The organism is Nostoc sp., from assembly GCF_036917455.1.
Taxonomy (GTDB): Bacteria; Cyanobacteriota; Cyanobacteriia; order Cyanobacteriales; family Nostocaceae; genus Nostoc.
The window spans coordinates 1-20729 of the sequence record NZ_JBALDK010000188.1 but is presented as its reverse complement, the minus strand read 5'-3'; the positions used below and the strand labels follow the sequence as shown (position 1 = coordinate 20729).

The following is a 20729-nucleotide window of genomic DNA, read 5'->3' as shown; positions in this document are numbered from 1 at the left end:
ATCTGAATAAAATAAAAATGTTTGTTATTTAATTATTTGGCTAAGTTCATTTAATTCTGACAAATCCAGTCTTTTCGATTAATTCTTGACTCTGAGGTGTCAGCAGCCAATTTGCATAAGCAACGCCAGCTTCCTGATCTGTTTGACCATTCTGTTTAACAATTACAAATAAGTTACGGGTAATTGCATAGTCTCCACTACGAAACGCTTGACTATTCAATTGATTACGTTTGTTGGGACATTGAGATGGAGGTACAAACGGTTCTTGGTAAGGAGGCACCAATTGACTGCTTGTGCGCCCAAGTGGTAGGGATTTAATAATACATTGAGGTACCACTTCTGGGGCAGAAGCATAGTAAATTCCCCCAGGATTTGCAGCTACTTTTCGTACTGCTTCAGTTGTCGTGTCAACATAACTTACATTGCTACCAAAATTTTCTTTATTTAGAACATTTTCGACAAAGAATTCTACTGTACCCCCGGCTTCTTTGCTACGGGAGTAAACTTTAATTGGTAAATTTGGGCCACCTACCTGTTGCCAATTAGTAATTTTACCCGTGTAGATGTCTTTGAGTTGAGCCACACTTAAACCAGGGATGTTGAGATCGTGGTTAACTGCGATCGCAATTCCATCAATCGCCACTGGAATTTCTTTTAAACTAAATCCTTTTTGTTTCGCTTCGGCATTTTCTTCAGCCTTTACTGAACGAGAAGATTGAGAAAAAGCTAGTTGATTGTCTATTAACATCCGCAGGCCAGTTCCAGATCCTGCTTTACCTGATGGCGGTTGAGTATAGCGTAAAATAAACCGAGGACACTGGCTTTCTAGTACAGAGTCTACATCTTTACGGATGGGTGCCCAGGTTGTGCTACCACCATAATTGAATGTCCCTTCTGGGAGGTTGGGCACGTTACATTTACTGACAAGCTTGTTTACGGAGTTATCTATGTTGCCAGTCCCCGAAGATTTAGCAACAGTCCCATTTAGTTGCGCCCACCGTTCCATAAAAAACCATAAGCCACTAAAGATTAAACCAATGGTGATGACAACGGCTAAGAAAAGGCTAAGTGTTTCGTTTTTTTTAGACATAGGTGGCTCTTAGCACCAGGAGTTTTTTAAAGAATGAGAGATAATAGTTTATAAATAAGTCGAAATATGGCTGTTAGTGAAATGGCAACTAAAGCTGCTGCAACTGATAAAATAATCACTCCCTGAATGCCAAGCCCCCCTTGTAAAAAGGGGAGAAAAAAAATAAGCGCAAAAGTAATTGTTGGAATAATTAATAAGTCGAACTTTTCAATCCACCGCCTGGTTTGGGCAAATATCAGTATCCCCAAAATCACACATCCAATAAGAAAAGTAGGTATTGGTGATTGTACTAGACTGAAGAGGGCGATCGCTATCAATGACCCCTGAAATCCACTAAATGCTGCCCCACCCAATAATTCCACCGTAGAAAACGCTGGTTGAGTTGGTGAACGGTTGGAGACGATGGGATTAGAACCTTTAGATGGCTGTGGTGGGAGGGTTACAGAGGGCGAATTAAGCTGTGTAGCAGCTAGAGGCTGTGAATGAAGTGTATTTAGAACTTCCTGCGCCGACTGGAAGCGCTGATTAGCAGCAGGTAGGAGCATCTTATCTAGAATGCCAGCAAGGTGAGGATTGACGCTAACTTGCTCATGCCATTTCCACTGATTGCTGTAAGCATCAAATAGTTGAATAGCTTCCTGATTTGTCAACAAAGTAATAAGAGTTACAGCTAAAGCATATAAATCCGTAGATGGGAATACTTGACCCCCAGCCATCTGCTCAGGTGGTGCAAATCCCATAGAATAAATTCCTGTAGAAGAAGCAGCCCCTAATGCAACGTTTGTCACTTGCTTAACTGCGCCAAAATCTAGTAAGAAAAGTTTACCATCACGACGGCGCATAATGTTAGAAGGTTTAATATCTCTGTGGATAATATTTCGATCGTGGACAAACTTTAGTACCTTGAGGATTTCTTGCAGTACTTCTAACACTTGCTGTTCAGAAAATTTACCCTGTTGAGCTAATTCTTCCTCTAAGTTGTGCCCATCAATATATTCTTGTACTAAGTAAAAAAATTGGTCTTCTTGGCCTGCTTGCGAATTATTAACTATTACTGGAAAGAAGGCAAACAAGTCGGGTATTTGCTCGTGGTCGTTACCAAGTTGTGCTAAAACATCTGCCTCTCTCTCAAACATTATCTGTGCTTGTTGCAGTTGAGCTGGGGTTAAATTTCCTGCTGGTTGAAACTGCTTAACGACGCATTCACGCATTCCAGGGATTCGGCGATCGCGTGCCAAAAACGCAGCTCCAAACCCGCCCCTTCCCAGCAATTTTGTAGGTACATATCGACCATCTAGCAGCAGTGGCATCCCACAGGTAGTACAGTACTTTTGCTGCGTTGTTTTCAGGTTCGTAATATTATCTAAATCCACAAAATAGTTTCGTGGCTGTGGGCAACGTGGACGAGTACAGTAAACTTCCATTTTCGTGATTAGTCATTAGTCAAAATAATTCGTAATTGATAATACCCGCCATTCACGAAGCGTCTCGTAGATAAGGCGAGAAGCAAGCTACATAATTCGTAATTAATTAATTTAGCCTACAGATAAACTAGATTAATTGATGATTTTCCTTTATATACAACCCCTAGTTTTCCTACGGTATGCTGCGCGAACAGCCATCAGGTCAGAATGACGAATTATCTAGGCGCAGCCTTACCGTAGAGGATTACAAACTATTTAGTCATTAGTCATTTACAAAAAAACAAAGGACAAATGACGAGGTTTTAGTCTTCGCCGGAGGAGGCGGGCATAGCTATATCCAATGTAGTGATCGCTATGCTTTTTTGTGTAAATGTTAACACATCTTGACTCCATCCAGGGTTAGCAAACTGGGGCAAAATTTCTTTACTAAAGGCTTCTGCGGCCTTGGATCTATAGCGATTGGGATTAAAAATCAGCCACAGTGTCCGTTTGACAACGACACCTTCGATAGGGGTACGGTGGAGAACACCCATTTGTAACTCTTTAGCGATCGCACTTGTTGAAACAAAAGCAGCCCCTAAACCAGATTGCACCGCATTCTTAATTGCTTCAATGGAATTTAGTTCCATTTCAACCTTAAAACGTCTGGTATCAATTTCACAACGTCCTAACACTTGGTCAATTACTTTGCGGATAGTCGATTGGGAATCTAGGGCAATGAATTGTAATTTATATAGGTCTTCTTTTTGGATTGTTTCAAGTTTGGCAAAGGGATGAAAGACAGGTAAAATCAGCGCTAATTCGTCTTCAGCGTAAGAAAGAACTTCCAAAGATTCTGACAGTTCGCCAGGAATTTCACCGCCAATAATCGCCAGATCGACTTGTCCGTTAGCGACACTCCAAGCAGTTCGCCGGGTAGAGTGGACATGTAATTGTACAGCCACATCTGGATATTTTTGTCGGAACATACCGATCATTTTAGGTAACAGATAAGTGCCGGTGGTTTGAGAAGCACCGACAATCAACGTACCACCTTGGAGATTTTGTAAATCCTCAATGGCGCGGCAGGTTTCTTGACACAGACTAAGGATTTTTTCACCATAATTTAGGAGTAGATGCCCTGCTTCAGTTAATTGAGCGCGTCGTCCTCCACGGTCGAATAAAGGGACATCTAGCTGGCGTTCGAGATTTTGGACTTGCAAGCTGACGGCAGGTTGGGAAACATAAAGACTATCGGCGGCCCGCTTGAAGCTTCCTTCTTGAGCGATCGCTTTTAAAATCCGTAACTGATCTAAAGTGAAAGGAAGGTCAGACATAAGGCTCAACCCACAAACTTTTAAAGGAGCGGATGTACACAACAAATAAAGATTGGCAGCAATCAGCCATGCATGATTTGTTGCATATTAAACTTGAAGGCTTGACTCGAAAAGGACAGTAGCACAACATCTTGACTAAAGTCTCCTTTGGAATACTTTGTGGTATTGGTTGTACTGAATTCAATTTTCTTTAAATTACTTCACCCGTCTATATGCTGCTGATTTCTTGGTTGACACCCAGTCATTTTGTCATACTGGGGTTACAAATAGTTTTTGCGATCGCTCACAGTGGAGGCGCTGCTTTGCGTCCAAGGGCAGAAAAATATATTGGCCCAAGGCTTTATCGCATTCTCTTTGCATTAGTCAGCCTACCGTTGGCTGCGATCTTAATTATTTACTTTTTTGGGCACCGCTATGATGGTTTGCAACTTTGGCAGGTACAAGGAGTGCCAGGAGTGCGAGAATTTGTTTGGCTGCTGTCAGCGATCTCGTTTTTGTTTTTATATCCTGCTACCTTCAATCTACTAGAAATTGCTGCTATTCAAAAGCCCCAAGTTCATCTCTACGAAACAGGAATTATTCGGATTACTCGTCATCCTCAGATGGTGGGACAAATAATCTGGTGTGTTGCCCATACTCTCTGGTTGGGTACTACCTTTACCCTTGTGACTTCCATTGGATTGGTGTTACATCACTTGTTCGGGGTTTGGCACGGGGATCGCCGTTTGAGCGATCGCTATGGAGAAGCCTTTGAAATTGCCAAACAACGGACTTCAATTATTCCGTTTCAAGCAATTATTGACGGTCGTCAATCTATCTTATGGCAGGAATTTATTCGCCCTTCCTATTTGGGAGTTGCCATTTTTATCGCTTTGCTTTGGTGGTCACACCCTCTGCTGATGGAAGCAACTGGTAGAATAAAATGGGAAATTTAAGCGATCCCCAGTGTCAGCAGAAAATCCCAAATAGATTAAAATTTCAGCTTATCAATTGCCCCAAATCAATGTAGGATAAGTTCAAACGTCTATCAGTGAGGGTGCGCTCAGTCAGCTTGAGATTTTTATTGGTAGTTGAAGGCCCGTTGTCTTTCTTTGGGAGTCAGTGGCAGATTCAGTCAAATTAGCGGATACAGCAATCAGGAGTCTAACGTTCAAAAAAGCCACTGTGAGAGTCCCGATGGCTTTTTTGTCAGAGACACATCAACGCGCTCAATTTTTACTCAATTATTCTGTGTCCTGAAATTTGGTTCCTGAAAGCATCTATTGGCAGTTACTGACTTACCAATCCTTCACTTCAGTACTGATAGGTAGTTTGATATAAAAACCTTATAATCCAAGAGGCGTCATGGTGTTGTCGGTTAGTGAACAGACATTTACTCAAGAAGTTTTAGAATCTCCTATTCCTGTTTTAGTTAACTTTGAAGCACCTTGGTGTGGGTTGTGTCGGATTATCCACCCGCTATTGTTGCAATTTCAAGCCCAATGTGGGGACGAAATTAAATTAGTTGGGGTTAACGCCGATCAAAATTTTAAATTGTCTACTACTTATAGGCTAAAGTCACTGCCAACTTTACTACTAATTGAAAATGGCACTGTTCGCCATCGCTTGGAAGGGTTTCGTGGCAGAGAAGATTTACGTCTAGCTTTAGAAGACATAAAAGTAAGCTACAGCAGTTGCCCGAAAATTTACAAAAGTCCAAAAACAGTGGACTTGGAACGTCGGTCAGCCTGATGGACATTGGGCATTGGGCAGAGGAAATGAGGCATGGCGCAAGTGACCAATGACAAATGACCAATGACAAATGACCAATGACAAATGACCAAATCTAAAACCATGCTTAATACCCCACCCAATCAGTCTTGGGTGGGTTATTTTATCCTAAAGGGCGTGTGTCACAATTATTAACAGTTTCGACACGCTAAATCAAGAATTCTAAAAGTAGGCGTCAGTGATGGAAGTAATCTATCAGTATGCCTGGCTGATTCCGGTGTTTCCTCTTTTTGGGGCAATGCTGGTCGGTCTAGGGTTAATCTCGTTGAATCAGGTGACAAACCGCCTACGGCAGCTGAACGCTGTGGTGATTATCTCCATGATGGCAGCAGCTATGGTGCTGTCGTTTGCGTTGCTATGGAGTCAAATCCAAGGACACGCGCCTTATATCCGCACCTTGGAGTGGGCAGCAGCAGGTAATTTTCACCTGAGCATGGGCTACACTATTGACCACCTGACAGCCCTAATGCTGGTGATTGTCACAACGGTAGCCTGTTTAGTCATGGTTTATACCGATGGCTATATGGCTCACGATCCCGGTTACGTGAGGTTTTACGCCTATCTCAGTTTGTTTGGCTCCTCAATGTTAGGTTTGGTGGTCAGCCCCAACCTAGTACAGGTATATATATTCTGGGAACTGGTCGGGATGTGTTCCTACTTGCTGGTCGGCTTTTGGTTCGATCGCAAGTCAGCAGCCGATGCCGCTCAAAAAGCGTTTGTAACTAACCGCGTGGGAGACTTTGGTTTGTTACTTGGCATTTTAGGGCTGTTCTGGGCAACAGGAAGCTTTGATTTTAATATCATGGGCGATCGCCTCGCTCAACTCGTGCAATCAGGTTCGATCAGCAATTTTCTCGCTGTCCTGTTGGCGATTTTAGTTTTCTTAGGCCCAGTGGCGAAATCAGCGCAATTCCCCCTCCATGTCTGGCTACCAGATGCAATGGAAGGCCCCACACCCATTTCTGCCTTGATTCACGCAGCAACAATGGTGGCGGCGGGTGTTTTCCTAATTGCCCGGATGTACCCAGTATTTGAACACGTTCCAGTTGCAATGAACGTCATTGCCTTTACTGGGGCGTTTACGGCGTTTTTGGGGGCAACCATTGCCATTACCCAAAACGACATCAAAAAGGGCTTGGCTTATTCCACCATTTCCCAACTTGGTTACATGGTGATGGCAATGGGTATAGGTTCCTACAGTGCCGGACTATTCCACCTGATGACCCACGCTTATTTTAAAGCGATGCTGTTCTTGGGTTCAGGTTCAGTAATTCACGGTATGGAAGGTGTGGTTGGTCACGACCCCGCCTTAGCGCAAGATATGCGCTTGATGGGCGGACTGCGGAAGTATATGCCCGTCACCTCAATTACTTTCTTGATTGGTTGCTTGGCAATTTCTGGTATTCCCCCCTTTGCTGGTTTCTGGTCAAAAGATGAAATTCTGGGGAAAGCTTTTGAGGCTAACCCATTTCTTTGGATGATTGGCTGGCTAACTGCCGGTATTACTGCTTTCTACATGTTTAGAATGTATTTCATGACATTTGAAGGCAAATTCCGGGGTACTGACGAAAAAATCAAGCAAAAACTCAAGAGTGCTGCGGCCACAATTGTCCTGGAATTAGAGTCAGCAGAACCAGCCCCGAATTTTGGGCCTGGGGCGATGAAGAAAGGAGAATTGGCTGCAACTAGCGAGCATCATGATTCCCATGACTCTCACGGGCATCACAGCGACTCCCCTCACGAATCGCCGTGGACAATGACCCTACCCTTGGCACTGCTAGCAGTGCCTTCGATTTTGATTGGTTTGGTGGGAACTCCTTACGCCAATTATTTTGAAGAGTTTATCTTTCCTCCTAGCGAAACCCTTTCCGAAGTTATAGAAAAGGCTGCCGAGTTCAATCCAACGGAATTTTACATCATGGCGGGGGCTTCAGTCGGAATTTCTTTAATTGCGATTACCCTGGCTTCGCTGATGTATTTGCGCCGGAAAATTGACCCAAGTGCGATCGCTACTCAAATCAAACCACTTTATGAGTTATCTCTCAACAAGTGGTACTTTGATGACATTTACCATCGGGTTTTTGTCCTCGGCTTGCGTCGCCTAGCTAGACAAGTTATGGAAGTTGACTTCCGCGTTGTCGATGGTGCTGTTAACCTCACAGGCTTTTTCACCCTTGTTAGCGGTGAAGGTCTGAAGTACCTAGAAAACGGTCGCGCTCAATTCTATGCCTTGATTGTGTTTGGGGCAGTTTTGGGTTTAGTGATCGTATTTGGTGTTACCTGATTTTAATAGGGGTGGGCGACTGTCCGCCCCGACATTATTTTTTATCTCATGCAGAGGAATTGAAAGTTGGGTCTGAAAAAATGACAAGATTTTTTAATATTTGTTGGGCTTAAATTCTCATAAATTTACTATTTACATCTCTGATATCGACAGCAACACAGTAATCTGACTTATCTTCAACAGTTAGGGAGTTGCGTAACAATAATATTTTGTCATCAACGGGAAGCGCACATGAATAAAGTACTAGTGAGAATAGGATACTAATTGGTATTCCAGGTTTGGGGAATGTATGGAAAGGTTATAAGCTGCAAGCTTTGCGATTATGTTGACATAAAAATTAAAATTAACGCTAAAAGATGCAGCAAATAAACTGACAGTAGTCAAAAAAAGAGCGTTGGGGCTTGCGTAAAAATAAAATATCAGCTAGACAATTGGTATTTAGCAGAAAAATCTCAAACTTGATTGGTACATTATTAAACTGTGAATCCCTAATTGCTTGTTTTAATGCTTTTTGTCTTCTACTTTCATGGCTGCTTTATGTTCCGACCTGAAGGGAAAAGGGCATTCTATGTAAAGACAAGCAACCTTGAGATCAAGCAGCCAAAACAACGGATGATTCAACAAAAATCCCCTATATTCCCTTATTCCCTAAGACAAATCGGAGGCACCGTTGTTTTGGCCATCGCCTACTATGAAATGGCTGAAATTTCACGTCATCTTGCCTCCACACCTCAAGATGTGACTCCAGTTTGGCCTCCGGATGGAATTGCTGCTGGGGCTGTTTTGCTGTTTGGTAACTGGATCTGGTACGGTATTTTACTGGGTTCATTTCTCGCCAATTTTTGGGCGTTTCGAGATCCAACAAGTTTCTTATCCCTGGTGATTTCAACGCTGCCAGTTTTGGGAATCGCGATCGGAACAACCTTGGGGACTATGTTGGGTACCTTCCTGCTACACAAAACTACCAACCTTCGCTATCCCTTAGAACGTGTCACTGATGTGTTCAAATTTTTGATTCTAACCGGCATGGTGGGGCCGATCATCAATGCAACTGTTGGAGTGGCTTGCTTGGCCTTGAGTAGTAAAGTTCCCTGGACAGCGTATGGGACGGTTTGGTTAACCTGGTGGATTTCTAATGTTTCGGGAATTTTTATTGTTACCCCGATTCTGCTTAGTTGGGGGCAATTCATTCAAAAAAAACGACATCTAATTTGGCAATGGTTATCCCTCAGTTCAACGTCAGAGGATTGTGAAAATCTCTCTGATGTTCGACACTCAAGAGCAAACTTACGCCTTTTAATATTCTGGTTGATGGTAGTAGAGCCAGTTATCTTGATGGGGTTGGTTATTCTCATCGGCAAAGTTGCTTTTGGTAAGGGATATCACCTGGAGTATATGTTGATTCCGATGTTGATCTGGTCTGCCTTTCGACTGGGACAACCAGGTGCAACGCTGTTAACTTTTATTGTGGCTGCGATCGCTGTGATCGCTACCGTCAACGGTAAAGGTGGTTTTGTGACTAAGGATATGGACCAATCTTTGCTCCAACTGCAATCGTTTATTGGCGTGATTACACTCACCATTCTTGTGCTGACAGCAACGATTGCAGAACGAACACAAGCAGAAACCAAGCTGCGTTTAGCTTTTGCCGAATTAGCCAGAACCAATGAAACTCTGGAAGTTCGAGTTAAGCAGAGAACTGAAGAATTAAATGAAAAAAATACGGCTTTGGAGCAAACCCTACAAACGCTTAAACAGACTCAATTACAGATGTTTCACAGTGAAAAAATGTCTGCATTGGGACAGATGGTGGCAGGGATTGCCCATGAAATCAATAACCCGGTTAGTTTCATTGATGGCAACTTAATTTATCTTTGTGAGTATATCCAAGGTCTGCTGAGAGGATTGGAAGCTTACCAACAGCACTATCCAAATCCACCTATTGCCCTGCATGCAGAATTGGATAAACTTGAACTAGACTTTTTAAAAGAAGATATTACCAAAATTCTTCAGTCCATGCAAATCGGTACCGAGCGCATCTCTACTATTGTGTTATCGCTGCGGAACTTCTCGCGTTTGGATGAAGTAGGATTGAAAGCGGTAGACATTCATCAAGGGATTGACAGTACCTTGGTAATTTTTCAACATCGATTACAATCGACAGCCGATCGCCCCCAGATCCAGGTTATTAAAGAGTATGGTCAGTTACCACTGATTGAATGTGATGCTGGCTCCCTTAATCAAGTGTTTATGAATCTTTTGAGCAATGCTGTTGATGCATTAGAAGAATCTAATCGGGGGCGTTCGTTTCAAGATATTTCAGCCAACCTCAATACCATCTGGATTCAGACTCGTCAAATCGATACAAGCCAAGTGATGATTATGATTTCTGACAATGGAATAGGCATTCAAGAAGAGATTCGCTCTAAACTATTTGATCCTTTCTTCACCACCAAACCCGTTGGCAAAGGCACTGGCTTGGGTTTATTTATGAGCTATCAAATTGTGACTGATAAGCATGGTGGTAATCTTTGGTGTGACTCCACACTGGGGCAAGGCACAAAGTTTGTGATTGAGATTCCTGTAAAAGCTAGAGGATTAGTTAAGTGAGTACAATTTATGTCTTAACCAGTTTTTTGATTACATACTCCTTGGGTTTCGGAGTCCGTTAGAGCTAATTGTTAGGCGTGAAAAAGTCAATTTATTTTATGGCAGTAGAAGTAAAATACATTCAGGTGAGACAAGTTGATAGAGCACCCAATATCCACCACTTTTGCCCGTCGGTAGATCACTGTATTTTTGCTTGAACTTTATCAAATCTATCCCAGAGATTTAATTGCCGATAATATTTACAGTAACCGCTTAATAATGGGTTGAATGTTAATTTGAATTTGGCGATCGCGTTTAGTTAGAGTTTTGAGACAGCGTTTCAAGGGAGGTATAAACCCAACTTCTGCCATAAATCTAAGCTTCGATATCGTCCCAAAGCTTTGAAACTGGGAAAGTTTGTCCTCTTGCTGGTTGTTGCACGATTCTTGCAGATCAGCTAATTATTTGTGCTTTTGGCTCTTGTTCATCAATTTAAGCTAAACCACTGGCGCGATCAGAATTTATGGAACTCATCAGCTGTTGCCAAAGTTCTACAGGGACGGGTACATTTGTTATTTCTCTATATACAGTTAGTGACATAACGAATCTGACTTTTAATTTGTGCAATGATCATTGGGTTATTTCTTCCGTCATGCTTTTTTTGCACCAAATCGCTTTTTTCAACAACACCAAACAGCATTGTGTATTTTTAGCAATACAACAGGCTACGCGATCACACCGTAATGATTATAGTCTAGCGGCTTTTTTATGGTAAATTTATGACTTCACTGAGAGTATCACAACGCACATTCCGCACCCGCAACTGTCAAAAAAGACTCTTAAGAGAAAAAATGCAAGATTGCCAATTTAATTAAATCAACCTAACGAGGAAGACGAAATCCCCAAAAAGCTGTTACTTAATAACTAGTGACTTTTTGCCAAACATGATTTTGATAGCAGACTAATTGTGATGAATATAGCTAATTTTCCGTGGCTGACGACGATTATTCTGTTTCCGATAGCTGCGTCGCTACTTCTTCCCATCATCCCTGACAAAGAAGGCAAAACAGTGCGCTGGTACTCCCTCATCGTGGGGCTGATAGATTTTGCGCTAATTGTTTACGCTTTTTATACTGGGTATGATTTCTCTAATCCAGATTTGCAGTTGGTGGAAAGTTACCCCTGGGTACCACAATTGGGTTTGAATTGGTCAGTAGGGGCAGATGGCTTATCCATGCCCCTAATTATTTTGACTGGATTCATTACCACGCTGGCGATTTTAGCAGCTTGGCCTATCACCTTCAAGCCCAAGCTATTTTACTTCTTGATTTTGGCGATGTATGGCGGTCAGATTGCCGTGTTCGCTGTCCAGGATATGCTGTTATTTTTCCTGGTGTGGGAACTGGAACTAGTACCGATATACTTTCTGCTGTCGATTTGGGGAGGCAAAAGGCGGCAATATGCAGCGACCAAATTCATTTTATACACTGCTGGCGGTTCGCTGTTTATTTTGCTGTCTGCCCTAACAATGGGATTTTACGGCGATACGGTGACGTTTGACATGCGATCGCTCGCCTTAAAAGATTTTGCCCTGAATTTCCAACTAGCCCTCTATGCTGGCTTCCTGATTGCCTACGCCGTCAAGTTGCCGATTATTCCCTTGCACACCTGGCTACCTGATGCCCACGGTGAAGCTACAGCCCCCGTACACATGTTATTGGCAGGTATTCTCTTGAAAATGGGCGGTTACGCCTTAATTCGGATGAATGCTCAAATGCTCCCCGATGCCCACGCTTATTTTGCACCAGTGTTAGTGGTTTTGGGAGTAGTTAATATCATCTACGCTGCCTTAACATCTTTTGCCCAGCGCAACCTGAAGCGAAAAATTGCCTACTCTTCAATTTCTCACATGGGCTTTGTGATGATTGGTTTTGCTTCCTTCACCGATTTGGGATTGAGTGGGGCATTATTGCAAATGGTTTCCCACGGGTTAATTGGAGCGAGTTTGTTCTTCCTGGTTGGCGCAACTTACGATCGCACCCACACCCTGATGCTGGATGAAATGGGCGGTGTTGCGAAGAGAATGCCGAAGATTTTCGCCATGTTCACCACCTGTTCGATGGCTTCTTTGGCATTACCAGGGATGAGCGGTTTTGTGGCAGAATTAATGGTGTTTGTCGGCTTTGCTACTAGCGATGCTTATAGCTCTACCTTCAAAGTCATTGTAGTATTCTTGATGGCAGTGGGAGTAATTTTAACTCCGATTTATCTACTGTCGATGTTGCGAGAAATTTTCTACGGAGAAGAGAACAAGGAATTAGTTTCTCACCAAGCTTTAATAGATGCTGAACCTCGTGAAGTATTTATCATTGCTTGTTTGTTAATTCCAATTATTGGTATCGGTTTCTATCCAAAATTGCTGACTCAAATGTATGACGCGACAACTGTACAATTGACTGCAAGATTGCGGGATTCCGTGCCGACACTAGCACAGCAAAAAGATGAAACACTAAAGGTTTCTTTGAGTGCGCCGGAGATTGGTAATTAAGTTGCGATCGCTAGTTTAGTTTAAATATTTATTGCTTTGAGGGCGGGTTTTGTACCTGCCCTTTTTGTTACTCACTTAAGTTTGTAGCTGTTGGTAGTAAATAGCTCCGACAACACTCCCAACTAAGGCTGATAATGGCAAAAAAATGGTTAGAAAGTGTCTGATTAAAATTCGTGAATGGATCTCTGGTGACATATTTGATACTTAAGTACGATTCAAAAATCGGGCTAAAAATCAGCTAAGTTCTAGCTACGCCATTTTTTCGGAGTCAAGGTTGAGAAAAGACTTTTTCTCCTGGTAGGTAATCAGCCCAGCTACCAAATTCACCATGAAATTGAATACTCTGCGACTTCTGGAATGTTCTAGTTGAACAATATTCCGCCCTTTTTTGCTATTGTGGGTTAGACACTCTCGCAGACAGTACCGAAAAATTACTTAATTAAAAAAATACACTTATAAGGGCTTTTCACTACTGAGAATGAAGAAAAGCTATCGCTAAAAATGGTTCTTTATTCTGACGCTGCGATCGCACATCAATCACATTTCATACAATCTACCTAGAATCAGATTTGGCAAAACCGCTCATGTTAAACTACAATCCACTGCATTGTTTGCCATCTTCCGAAGAACTACCCGACTCAAATGATACCCCTGTGGATAATGAAGTCCAAAATTTAATTCCTGGCTTGTTGAAAACCACGCTGGCTTTAGTTTGGTGCGATCGTTGGGATTGGTTTTTTGGTGTTGACATGGGTATTTATTATCACCCAGACAAACCAGCTGTTGCCCCTGATGGGTTTCTCAGCTTAGGAGTTAAACGCTTCATTGATGAGGACTTACGTCTAAGTTATGTGCTGTGGGAAGAAAAGAAGCCACCAATTTTAGCAATAGAAGTTGTTTCTCAAATATATCGGGAAGAATATAGCACCAAGAAAAAATTCTATGCCAAAGAGCTAGAAATTTTGTACTACGTTGTATATAGTCCGCTTCGACGTAAAAACACACCTTTGGAGGTGTATCACCTAGTTGATGGGGAATATATCTTAATATCAGGAAATCCTGTTTGGCTACCAGAAATTGGTTTAGGAATTGGGCGAGAACGGGGAATTTATCAAGGTATAGTACGGGAATGGCTTTACTGGTATGACGAGGAAGGGCAAAGATTGCTAACACCAGAAGAACGCATCAGGGAAGCCGAAGAACGTACAGCTTTTGAAGAACAACGACGTGTGCAAGCAGAACAAAAAGTGAAAATGTTAGCGGAAAAGTTGAAGGCGCTTGGTGTCGATCCAGAAACTTTGTCGTAGATTCACCAAATATTTGAATTTTCGTTGCCTTAATGTTAATTTGCTAGCTGGCTAGGGAATTATATCTATAAAGTAACTAATAGCTTGACGATACAAATCATAAAGGCTGGTTGCTCAATAAATATATTTACCAAAACCTGCATCAAAATATGGAAGTGAAATTAGGATTTGGATCAGTTCCAAAACCTCAATATGTTTTTGTCAGCAAAGAATCCGATCACTGTTGGTATATGCTCTCTGAAGATACAAAACAAATCCCAATTTATGACAGAGCTTTGACCGGAGTAATTACAGGGATAGAAGTTAATAAAAAAGTAGAAACTTCACATGGAGAAACAGAAAAAACTGATTTACATATTTTGGCAGACAAACCTTATGTTATCCGCTCAGGAAGTGAATCTTATTTTTCTAAAAGTTTGTTGCTTGCACTTGATGCCCTGACTTCTGAACAATTGCATCAACCCCTTACGATCGCAGTCAGTCCTGGAGAGAAAACAATTGTGTTTTGTACAATTTATAATCCAGTAACTTATCGGTCTGTAGATTTTAGCTGGGATGGACATAAGGAATTAGCTTGGCAAGCTTTATGGCAAAAAGTTAGTTTAAAAATTAATAGAATTCAAAATTTAAATCAAGAGACAATTCAAATATCTGCGAATACAACTACATCAGAGATTAATGCAGTTTTGATAGCTCAAAGTGACACATATTTAGCCCAATTAAATTGGACTCCAGAGCAGGGAAGAGAGTATTTACAGCAAAAATATGGCAAGCGATCGCGCCTACAACTCACTGATACAGAAATTCTGGATTTCATTGATTATCTGAAGCTAAAACTAGCCCAAAACTGCTCAACTTAACTGCTGTTATGTGAACTTGGGATAATTGCGATCGCAGTTACGTGCTTAATGAAGCGGTAACTACTTCTGACTTTTTCCGTTAAGTCTCTCTAGCAAGCTGCTAACCCTCTCTACGAGATGCTACGCGAACACAGAGATCGTGCAATTTTAACTAGCCTTGCCACAGTACCTGGATGCCAATGGAAGTATTACCTCGATGTTCTAACACAAATGACACAAACTAGCAGCCTTCATACTGATTACCACTTTATTTTATATGAGCGATAGTAACACCAGTACCACCATCTGCTTGTTCTGCTGCTTCGTAGTTGTTCACTCTGGGATGTTGTTGCAAAAAGGTGTGAACTCCTTGGCGCAGCTTACCAGTACCGTAACCATGAATAATCCAGACTGGGCCTGTAGCTTCCGAGATGGCTTTATCTAAAATGTATTCGGCATCAGCCACCCGTTTACCACGCAAATCGATGGTATTTTGAGAAGTCCGAATCTCTGGGACACTTTGCGGTGGTGGGGTTGCTGGTGCTGGGGCTGGTTTGGCTTTAACGACTGGTTCGGGTTTTTGACCATCTAGAGATTCTACGTCTTGCAACTTCACCGTCATCTTCATTAGCCCAAAGCGAACGCTTAATTCCCCATCTTCATTAGGGGCGGCGATCACATCCGCTATCTGTCCAAGTTTAGGAACGCGGATGCGATCGCCTACTTTGGGCATAAACCCAGCTTTCGGTTTTGCTGGCGTTGCTGGCTGATAAAGCTGGCCAATTTGATTCAAAGCATTGGTGGCTTGCTGGGCTTCTTGGGCTGTGGGCGTACCTTTTTGCAAGCGGCGGATAACTTGGGCAATTTCACCTTTTGCTTGGGCGATCGCTTGTTGGACTGCTATTTCTTGTGAAGCCCGCAAACTGCTTTCCCTTTCCTCCAAACTTGCGGCTTTTGCGGATACTTCTTTGTATAAACGTTCCGTTTGCTGCAACAAAACTTGGGCTTCAGCTGCTTTGGTTTCCTGGCGGCGGCGTTGGGCTTCTAAGCCAGCAATGACCTGGTTAACTTCATCTGTAGCCTCTCCAACTTGAGTTTTCGCCTGTTCTACCACTTCTGGCTTTAATCCCAAGCGCAGGGCAATAGTTAAGGCATTAGAACGTCCAGGGATGCCCCACAGCAGACGATAAGTAGGCGAGAGAGTACTTTCGTCAAATTCTACAGAGGCATTTTCAAACCGCTCATCTTCATATTTCAGGGCTTTCAATTCCCCGAAGTGAGTGGTGGCGATGGTTAGCTGGGCATGGTTAGCGAGATATTGCAACAAGGCGATCGCTAATGCACTACCTTCAACTGGATCAGTTCCTGCACCGACTTCATCGAGTAAAACGAGTGCTGAATTAGAAGTAGGAAGTTCGCCCTCTGCTCCTCTGCTCCCCTGCTCCCCTGCTCCCCTGCTCCCCTGCTCCTCTGCTCCCCCAGTCCCCAATGCCTCTAAAATCCGACTAATTCGGCGAATGTGTCCAGAGAATGTGGATAAACTTTGCTGTAAGGATTGTTCATCGCCAATATCTGCCAGCACTTTATCAAACCAAGGTATTTCCACTGGTTCGCGGGCGGGGACAAATAAACCTACTTTGGCCATCAATGCTGCTAACCCTAGAGTTTTTAAGGTTACAGTTTTACCGCCAGTATTTGGGCCGGTAATTGTTACTACCCGAATTAGCGGGTTGATCAGCAAATCTACAGGAACTACTGGTTGCCCTTGTTCGTGCTGTTGTTGCCACACTAACAGAGGATGTCGTAAGTTCCGTAAGGTAATGGTTTCACTGTCTTGACGCTGAATAAATCGCGGGGGATTTGCTCCTAGCCAGTAACTATATCTCGATCTAGCGGTTGCCATATCTAAAGTGGTGGCGATCGCTAACAATCTCTCTAAATCTGGTTTGACTGCGGCAATTTGTTCGGTCAAAATACGGCGAATCGCTTCTTCTTCGGCTTGCTCTCTTCTGATGATTTGCCGCAGTTGGTTGCCTAGAGGTACTACCGAATTAGGTTCTACGTATAGCGTTGCACCACTGGTAGAGGTATCGTGAACAATACCGGGAATAGCATCTTTTTGCGGTGCTTTTACGGGAATGACAAAGCGATCGCTGCGTTGGGTAATCAGCTGTTCTTGAACTGCCCCAGATTTTGCCTGTAAGATATTTTGCAGCTTTTGGGTAATTTGGGTGCGTAATCGCCGCAAATCCGTGCGAATTTCTCCCAGTTTTTGACTCGCGCGGTCAGTTACCTGGCCCCGTTCATCAATACATCGGTGAATTTCTTGTTCTAGTTCTGGATAAGTCCGCAAATCGGCAACCAACTCAGTCAATATCGGCAAATCTTCTTGATTGTCGATGACACGGCGCAAACTTCTAGCGCCAGCGAGGGTAGTGGCGATCGCTAGCAGTTCATCGCCAGACAAAACTCCGCTACGTTCCGCCCGTTCTAAGGAATCGCCAATATCTTGAATTCCCTCAAATGACAGTCCCGTAGTCAGGCGACTTTCCAGTTGGTAGACTTCTTTGGTTTGCTCTAACAACTGTTCGCTTTGGGTCTGAGAATCGGGTATTTTCAGATGACGCGCAGCTGTCGCCCCCAGCTTAGTTGCCGCGAAGGTGGCAAGGTGCTGGCAGAGGCGATGCCATTCTAATAATTCTAAGGTTTCAGATTGGATCAAGGTTTCAACATCTAATCTGAAATTATCGTAACAATTCTAGCTTCCAGATGGATAAATCTTAGAGGAGAAAATTTCGCTTTATTCAAATCAGCCAGTTAGTGCGTGGTAATCACCAAGTAATAACTGGCACATCAAGCTATATTTCTTGAGAAACTACCCTAACACCAAATGTCATCGAAAACAATACAGAAACTAATTCAAGTAGCGACTATTTCCTTGACCAAAACGTAAGGCTGAACGATGAGAGTATTAAATCGTTTACTGCGCTCAAGATTCCATTCTCCCACTTGTACTGTCGTGGGTTTAGTAATTAATTGCTTATCAATCCACTGTTCCACTGATGGAATATCATCACTGGCGATCGCTACTCCAACATCCACTAAGTTTAACTCCGGTGTCACTAAAATTACTGCATCTCGTTGTACATGAGGAATTAGCCACTCCCACTCTGCCTCATCCAAAATTTCTGTTAATTCCGCTCTTAAATCCGACATTACTTCCCAATGTTTATTTGTAGATGGCTATTTTTACATTATTCACTAGTTCCCAGTTCCTGACAAATGACTAAACTTCAGATTTCATTTCATCAATTTCAAATAAAGACACAATTACTCCAGCGATGGGAATAGATATAAAAACACCTAATAATCCTGCTACTCTAGCGCCTACTAGCAAAGCAAAAAATATTACTACAGGATTAAGATTCAGCGCACCTTGCATAATTCGGGGCGCAATCAAATTGTCTTGTATCTGCTGGAGAACAATACAGGCTATCAATACTTTCACTGCTAACCAAACACCTTGAGATAAGACAAACAGAGTTACTGTGCTTACTCCTAATGTCGCTCCTATACCAGGAATAATATCAAGAACTCCGACTATTATTGATAATATTAAAGCAAAAGGCACTTTTAATATGAAGAAAACCAAGAAGGTTGAAATAGTAAGAAATGCACTTAATAATAGCTGACCTCTAAAAAATCCTAAAAAAGACCGTCTAATTATATTAGTAAATCTATTACGACGCTGTTTTGGTACTATTTTTAAAATAAAATTCCATAATTTATCTCCATCTAATAGCATGAAGAAAGCCACAACTGCAATCAATATAAAAGTGACAAAATTGGTCATAAACCCTTGTAAAATAGCCAAACTAGTCACAAGAGTTGATAGGGCTTGATTCCGCAATTGTTCTTCAATAAAACTTAAATCTATTTGTAAATTACGGCTTCGCAAAAATGCTTCTAGTCCTTCTAATAAAGGTGCTAAAGAATTTAAAAATACAGTGATACTATTAATTAATTCTTGTCCTTGAGATAAAACCGTTAAGCCCACGGTAATTATCAGACCGCCTATAATCACAATACTGAGTAAAAAAACTAAGCCAACAGCTACACCGTGGGGCAAAAAACGCCGCAGCCATTGTACAGGATAGCTGAGTAAAAAAGCTAAAATTGCCGCAAATGTAAAAATAACAATGACCGCTTCAAAGTAAGCTAAAAGTTGTACAATTGCCCAGCCAGAAGCAACTAAAAGTAAAAAGCGGACTAACGCCAGATTGTTTAATCGCTCCCAAAAATTCTTGGCTTCAAAGCCGCTCATAATAATTTGTAATTCGTAATTCGTGATTTGCAATTCAGACTTAGACATTACTAAAAAGGTAATGAAAGCGTTGATTTCGCCTACATTTCATTCTTGATATGTAATTTTTAGAGTGAATTTGATTTAAGATTAGAGAAATCTAGTAACGATCGCTACCTCCCTAAAGCATATATTTCTTGCGTGTCTAATTTATCTTCCTAAATCATGCATTTCGTTAATTACCGTGGCACACTTTTGTGTCAATCCTTCCAATTCTTCTTTGTTACTGGAAGTGGGAGCATCAATCAAGTTACCAATTCTCACAGTAATGGGAACTGCGTGAGGTCGGGACGATCCTTTTTGTAAAATTTTCTCAGTACCCCAGACACTTACGGGTAATATCGGGGCTTTTGCTTTCGCGGCTAGCAGCAGTGCGCCTCTTTTGGGGTCTGTAATTCGACCATCTGGGGTGCGAGTACCTTGCAAGAAAACACCAACAGCCCAACCTGTATTGAGATATTCTAAGGCGGAACGAATGGCATTGCGATCGGCATTTCCTCGACTAACTGGGTAAGCACCGTACAATTTAATCGCTTGCGCCAAAACGGGGATATTAAATAACTCTTCTTTCGCCATATACGCCACTGGACGACGTACACAATTAGAGACAATGGGCGGGTCAAAGTAACTAGCGTGATTACTCACTACCAGTAGCGGCCCTGATTGGGGGACATTTTCCGCACCATAAATCTGGCCCCGAAAGTAGGCGTGAAGCATGGGGCTGACGACTGACCATTTAAAGGCGTGGTAAAGTGCCAGACTGATGAATGGTTCGCGGTTTTTGTCCACAGAAGATAATGCAAATCAAATTGAGTTTAGCATACGCGATCGCAACACCCAGATCAAACGTCAGAAAACTGTAGAAATGAATTGCTTTACCTATTGGGAATACTAAATCTGGAAATCTTTAAGATTTAGCAGCATGGTTAGTACTTTAGTTCCTATTCCCGGATATCACGTTAGTGAAGAATTATACAATGGTTCTCGAACCCTAGTTTATCGAGGGGATCGAGAAACTGACCAAAAACCTGTAGTGATTAAACTGCTGAAGAATCCTTATCCGAGTTTCAGTGAACTGGTACAGTTTCGCAATCAGTACACCATTGCAGAACTTACGCATTGACAGGAGTCTGGTTATGTGTACTCAAGCCCATCTTTTGTTCAAGATGTTCCAGAATGAAGTCACGAGCCACCTGAAG

Annotated in this window: 14 protein-coding genes and 1 pseudogene; 8 read left to right on the top strand and 7 right to left on the bottom strand. The window is 42.3% G+C overall.

The window, feature by feature from the left end:
* Positions 1–46: 46 nt before the first annotated feature.
* From V7K42_RS19815 to V7K42_RS19805, 3 genes are all read right to left on the bottom strand, one after another.
* Positions 47–1090: a PstS family phosphate ABC transporter substrate-binding protein gene (locus tag V7K42_RS19815; protein ID WP_334919018.1), complete on the bottom strand. Its 1044-nt coding sequence runs from the start codon at positions 1088–1090 to the stop codon at positions 47–49.
* Between the two features lie 26 nt (positions 1091–1116).
* Positions 1117–2514 carry a serine/threonine-protein kinase gene (locus V7K42_RS19810; RefSeq protein ID WP_334919016.1) on the bottom strand — a complete coding sequence of 466 codons (1398 nt, stop codon included), beginning with the start codon at positions 2512–2514 and terminating at the stop codon, positions 1117–1119.
* 302 nt (positions 2515–2816) lie between these two features.
* On the bottom strand, positions 2817–3830 hold the full coding sequence (locus V7K42_RS19805) for a LysR family transcriptional regulator (protein ID WP_334919014.1): 1014 nt from the start codon (positions 3828–3830) through the stop codon (positions 2817–2819).
* A 212-nt stretch (positions 3831–4042) separates the two neighbouring features.
* On the opposite strand from V7K42_RS19805, the gene V7K42_RS19800 reads away from it, so the two are divergent.
* The 7 genes from V7K42_RS19800 (at position 4043) to V7K42_RS19770 (ending at position 15188) form a co-directional block, all read left to right on the top strand.
* A complete protein-coding gene (locus V7K42_RS19800) occupies positions 4043–4765 on the top strand; it encodes an NnrU family protein (protein WP_334919012.1) in 723 nt (240 codons plus the stop codon).
* A gap of 409 nt (positions 4766–5174) precedes the next feature.
* Positions 5175–5561: a thioredoxin family protein gene (locus V7K42_RS19795; protein ID WP_334919010.1), complete on the top strand. Its 387-nt coding sequence runs from the start codon at positions 5175–5177 to the stop codon at positions 5559–5561.
* A gap of 220 nt (positions 5562–5781) precedes the next feature.
* Positions 5782–7884, top strand: coding sequence for an NAD(P)H-quinone oxidoreductase subunit 5 (locus V7K42_RS19790; protein WP_334919008.1), 2103 nt, complete (start codon positions 5782–5784; stop codon positions 7882–7884).
* A gap of 612 nt (positions 7885–8496) precedes the next feature.
* Complete coding sequence (locus V7K42_RS19785; RefSeq protein ID WP_334919007.1) at positions 8497–10494, top strand: MASE1 domain-containing protein; 1998 nt, start codon at positions 8497–8499, stop codon at positions 10492–10494.
* A gap of 949 nt (positions 10495–11443) precedes the next feature.
* Positions 11444–13021 (top strand): NAD(P)H-quinone oxidoreductase subunit 4, encoded by a 1578-nt coding sequence (locus V7K42_RS19780; RefSeq protein ID WP_334919006.1) that lies wholly within the window; start codon positions 11444–11446, stop codon positions 13019–13021.
* Between the two features lie 584 nt (positions 13022–13605).
* Entirely contained in the window at positions 13606–14328 is a 723-nt protein-coding gene (locus V7K42_RS19775; RefSeq protein ID WP_334919004.1) for a Uma2 family endonuclease, read from the top strand.
* A 149-nt stretch (positions 14329–14477) separates the two neighbouring features.
* Positions 14478–15188: a hypothetical protein gene (locus tag V7K42_RS19770; RefSeq protein WP_334919002.1), complete on the top strand. Its 711-nt coding sequence runs from the start codon at positions 14478–14480 to the stop codon at positions 15186–15188.
* Between the two features lie 247 nt (positions 15189–15435).
* On the opposite strand, the gene V7K42_RS19765 is transcribed toward V7K42_RS19770, so the two are convergent.
* The 4 genes from V7K42_RS19765 to V7K42_RS19750 all read right to left on the bottom strand — a co-directional run bounded on the left by V7K42_RS19765 (position 15436) and on the right by V7K42_RS19750 (position 20319).
* A complete protein-coding gene (locus V7K42_RS19765) occupies positions 15436–17889 on the bottom strand; it encodes an endonuclease MutS2 (RefSeq protein WP_334919000.1) in 2454 nt (817 codons plus the stop codon).
* Between the two features lie 197 nt (positions 17890–18086).
* Positions 18087–18383: a DUF2288 domain-containing protein gene (locus V7K42_RS19760; RefSeq protein ID WP_334918998.1), complete on the bottom strand. Its 297-nt coding sequence runs from the start codon at positions 18381–18383 to the stop codon at positions 18087–18089.
* A gap of 70 nt (positions 18384–18453) precedes the next feature.
* Positions 18454–19491 carry an AI-2E family transporter gene (locus V7K42_RS19755; RefSeq protein ID WP_334919030.1) on the bottom strand — a complete coding sequence of 346 codons (1038 nt, stop codon included), beginning with the start codon at positions 19489–19491 and terminating at the stop codon, positions 18454–18456.
* Positions 19492–19680: 189 nt separating this feature from the next.
* Positions 19681–20319: a lysophospholipid acyltransferase family protein gene (locus V7K42_RS19750; protein WP_334918996.1), complete on the bottom strand. Its 639-nt coding sequence runs from the start codon at positions 20317–20319 to the stop codon at positions 19681–19683.
* A 133-nt stretch (positions 20320–20452) separates the two neighbouring features.
* Between V7K42_RS19750 and V7K42_RS19745 the strand changes: the two are divergent.
* Positions 20453–20641 (top strand): annotated as a pseudogene (locus tag V7K42_RS19745) (hypothetical protein); the annotation flags it as partial.
* Positions 20642–20729 lie beyond the last annotated feature (88 nt).

Coding starts and splice junctions, on each gene's coding strand:
- V7K42_RS19780 (WP_334919006.1), top strand. CDS start 11,444: ATGAATATAGCTAATTTTCCGTGGCTGACGACGATTATTCTGTTTCCG.
- V7K42_RS19790 (WP_334919008.1), top strand. CDS start 5,782: ATGGAAGTAATCTATCAGTATGCCTGGCTGATTCCGGTGTTTCCTCTT.
- V7K42_RS19810 (WP_334919016.1), bottom strand. CDS start 2,514: ATGGAAGTTTACTGTACTCGTCCACGTTGCCCACAGCCACGAAACTAT.
- V7K42_RS19770 (WP_334919002.1), top strand. CDS start 14,478: ATGGAAGTGAAATTAGGATTTGGATCAGTTCCAAAACCTCAATATGTT.
- V7K42_RS19805 (WP_334919014.1), bottom strand. CDS start 3,830: ATGTCTGACCTTCCTTTCACTTTAGATCAGTTACGGATTTTAAAAGCG.
- V7K42_RS19785 (WP_334919007.1), top strand. CDS start 8,497: ATGATTCAACAAAAATCCCCTATATTCCCTTATTCCCTAAGACAAATC.
- V7K42_RS19755 (WP_334919030.1), bottom strand. CDS start 19,491: ATGAGCGGCTTTGAAGCCAAGAATTTTTGGGAGCGATTAAACAATCTG.
- V7K42_RS19800 (WP_334919012.1), top strand. CDS start 4,043: ATGCTGCTGATTTCTTGGTTGACACCCAGTCATTTTGTCATACTGGGG.
- V7K42_RS19775 (WP_334919004.1), top strand. CDS start 13,606: ATGTTAAACTACAATCCACTGCATTGTTTGCCATCTTCCGAAGAACTA.
- V7K42_RS19760 (WP_334918998.1), bottom strand. CDS start 18,383: ATGTCGGATTTAAGAGCGGAATTAACAGAAATTTTGGATGAGGCAGAG.
- V7K42_RS19815 (WP_334919018.1), bottom strand. CDS start 1,090: ATGTCTAAAAAAAACGAAACACTTAGCCTTTTCTTAGCCGTTGTCATC.
- V7K42_RS19795 (WP_334919010.1), top strand. CDS start 5,175: ATGGTGTTGTCGGTTAGTGAACAGACATTTACTCAAGAAGTTTTAGAA.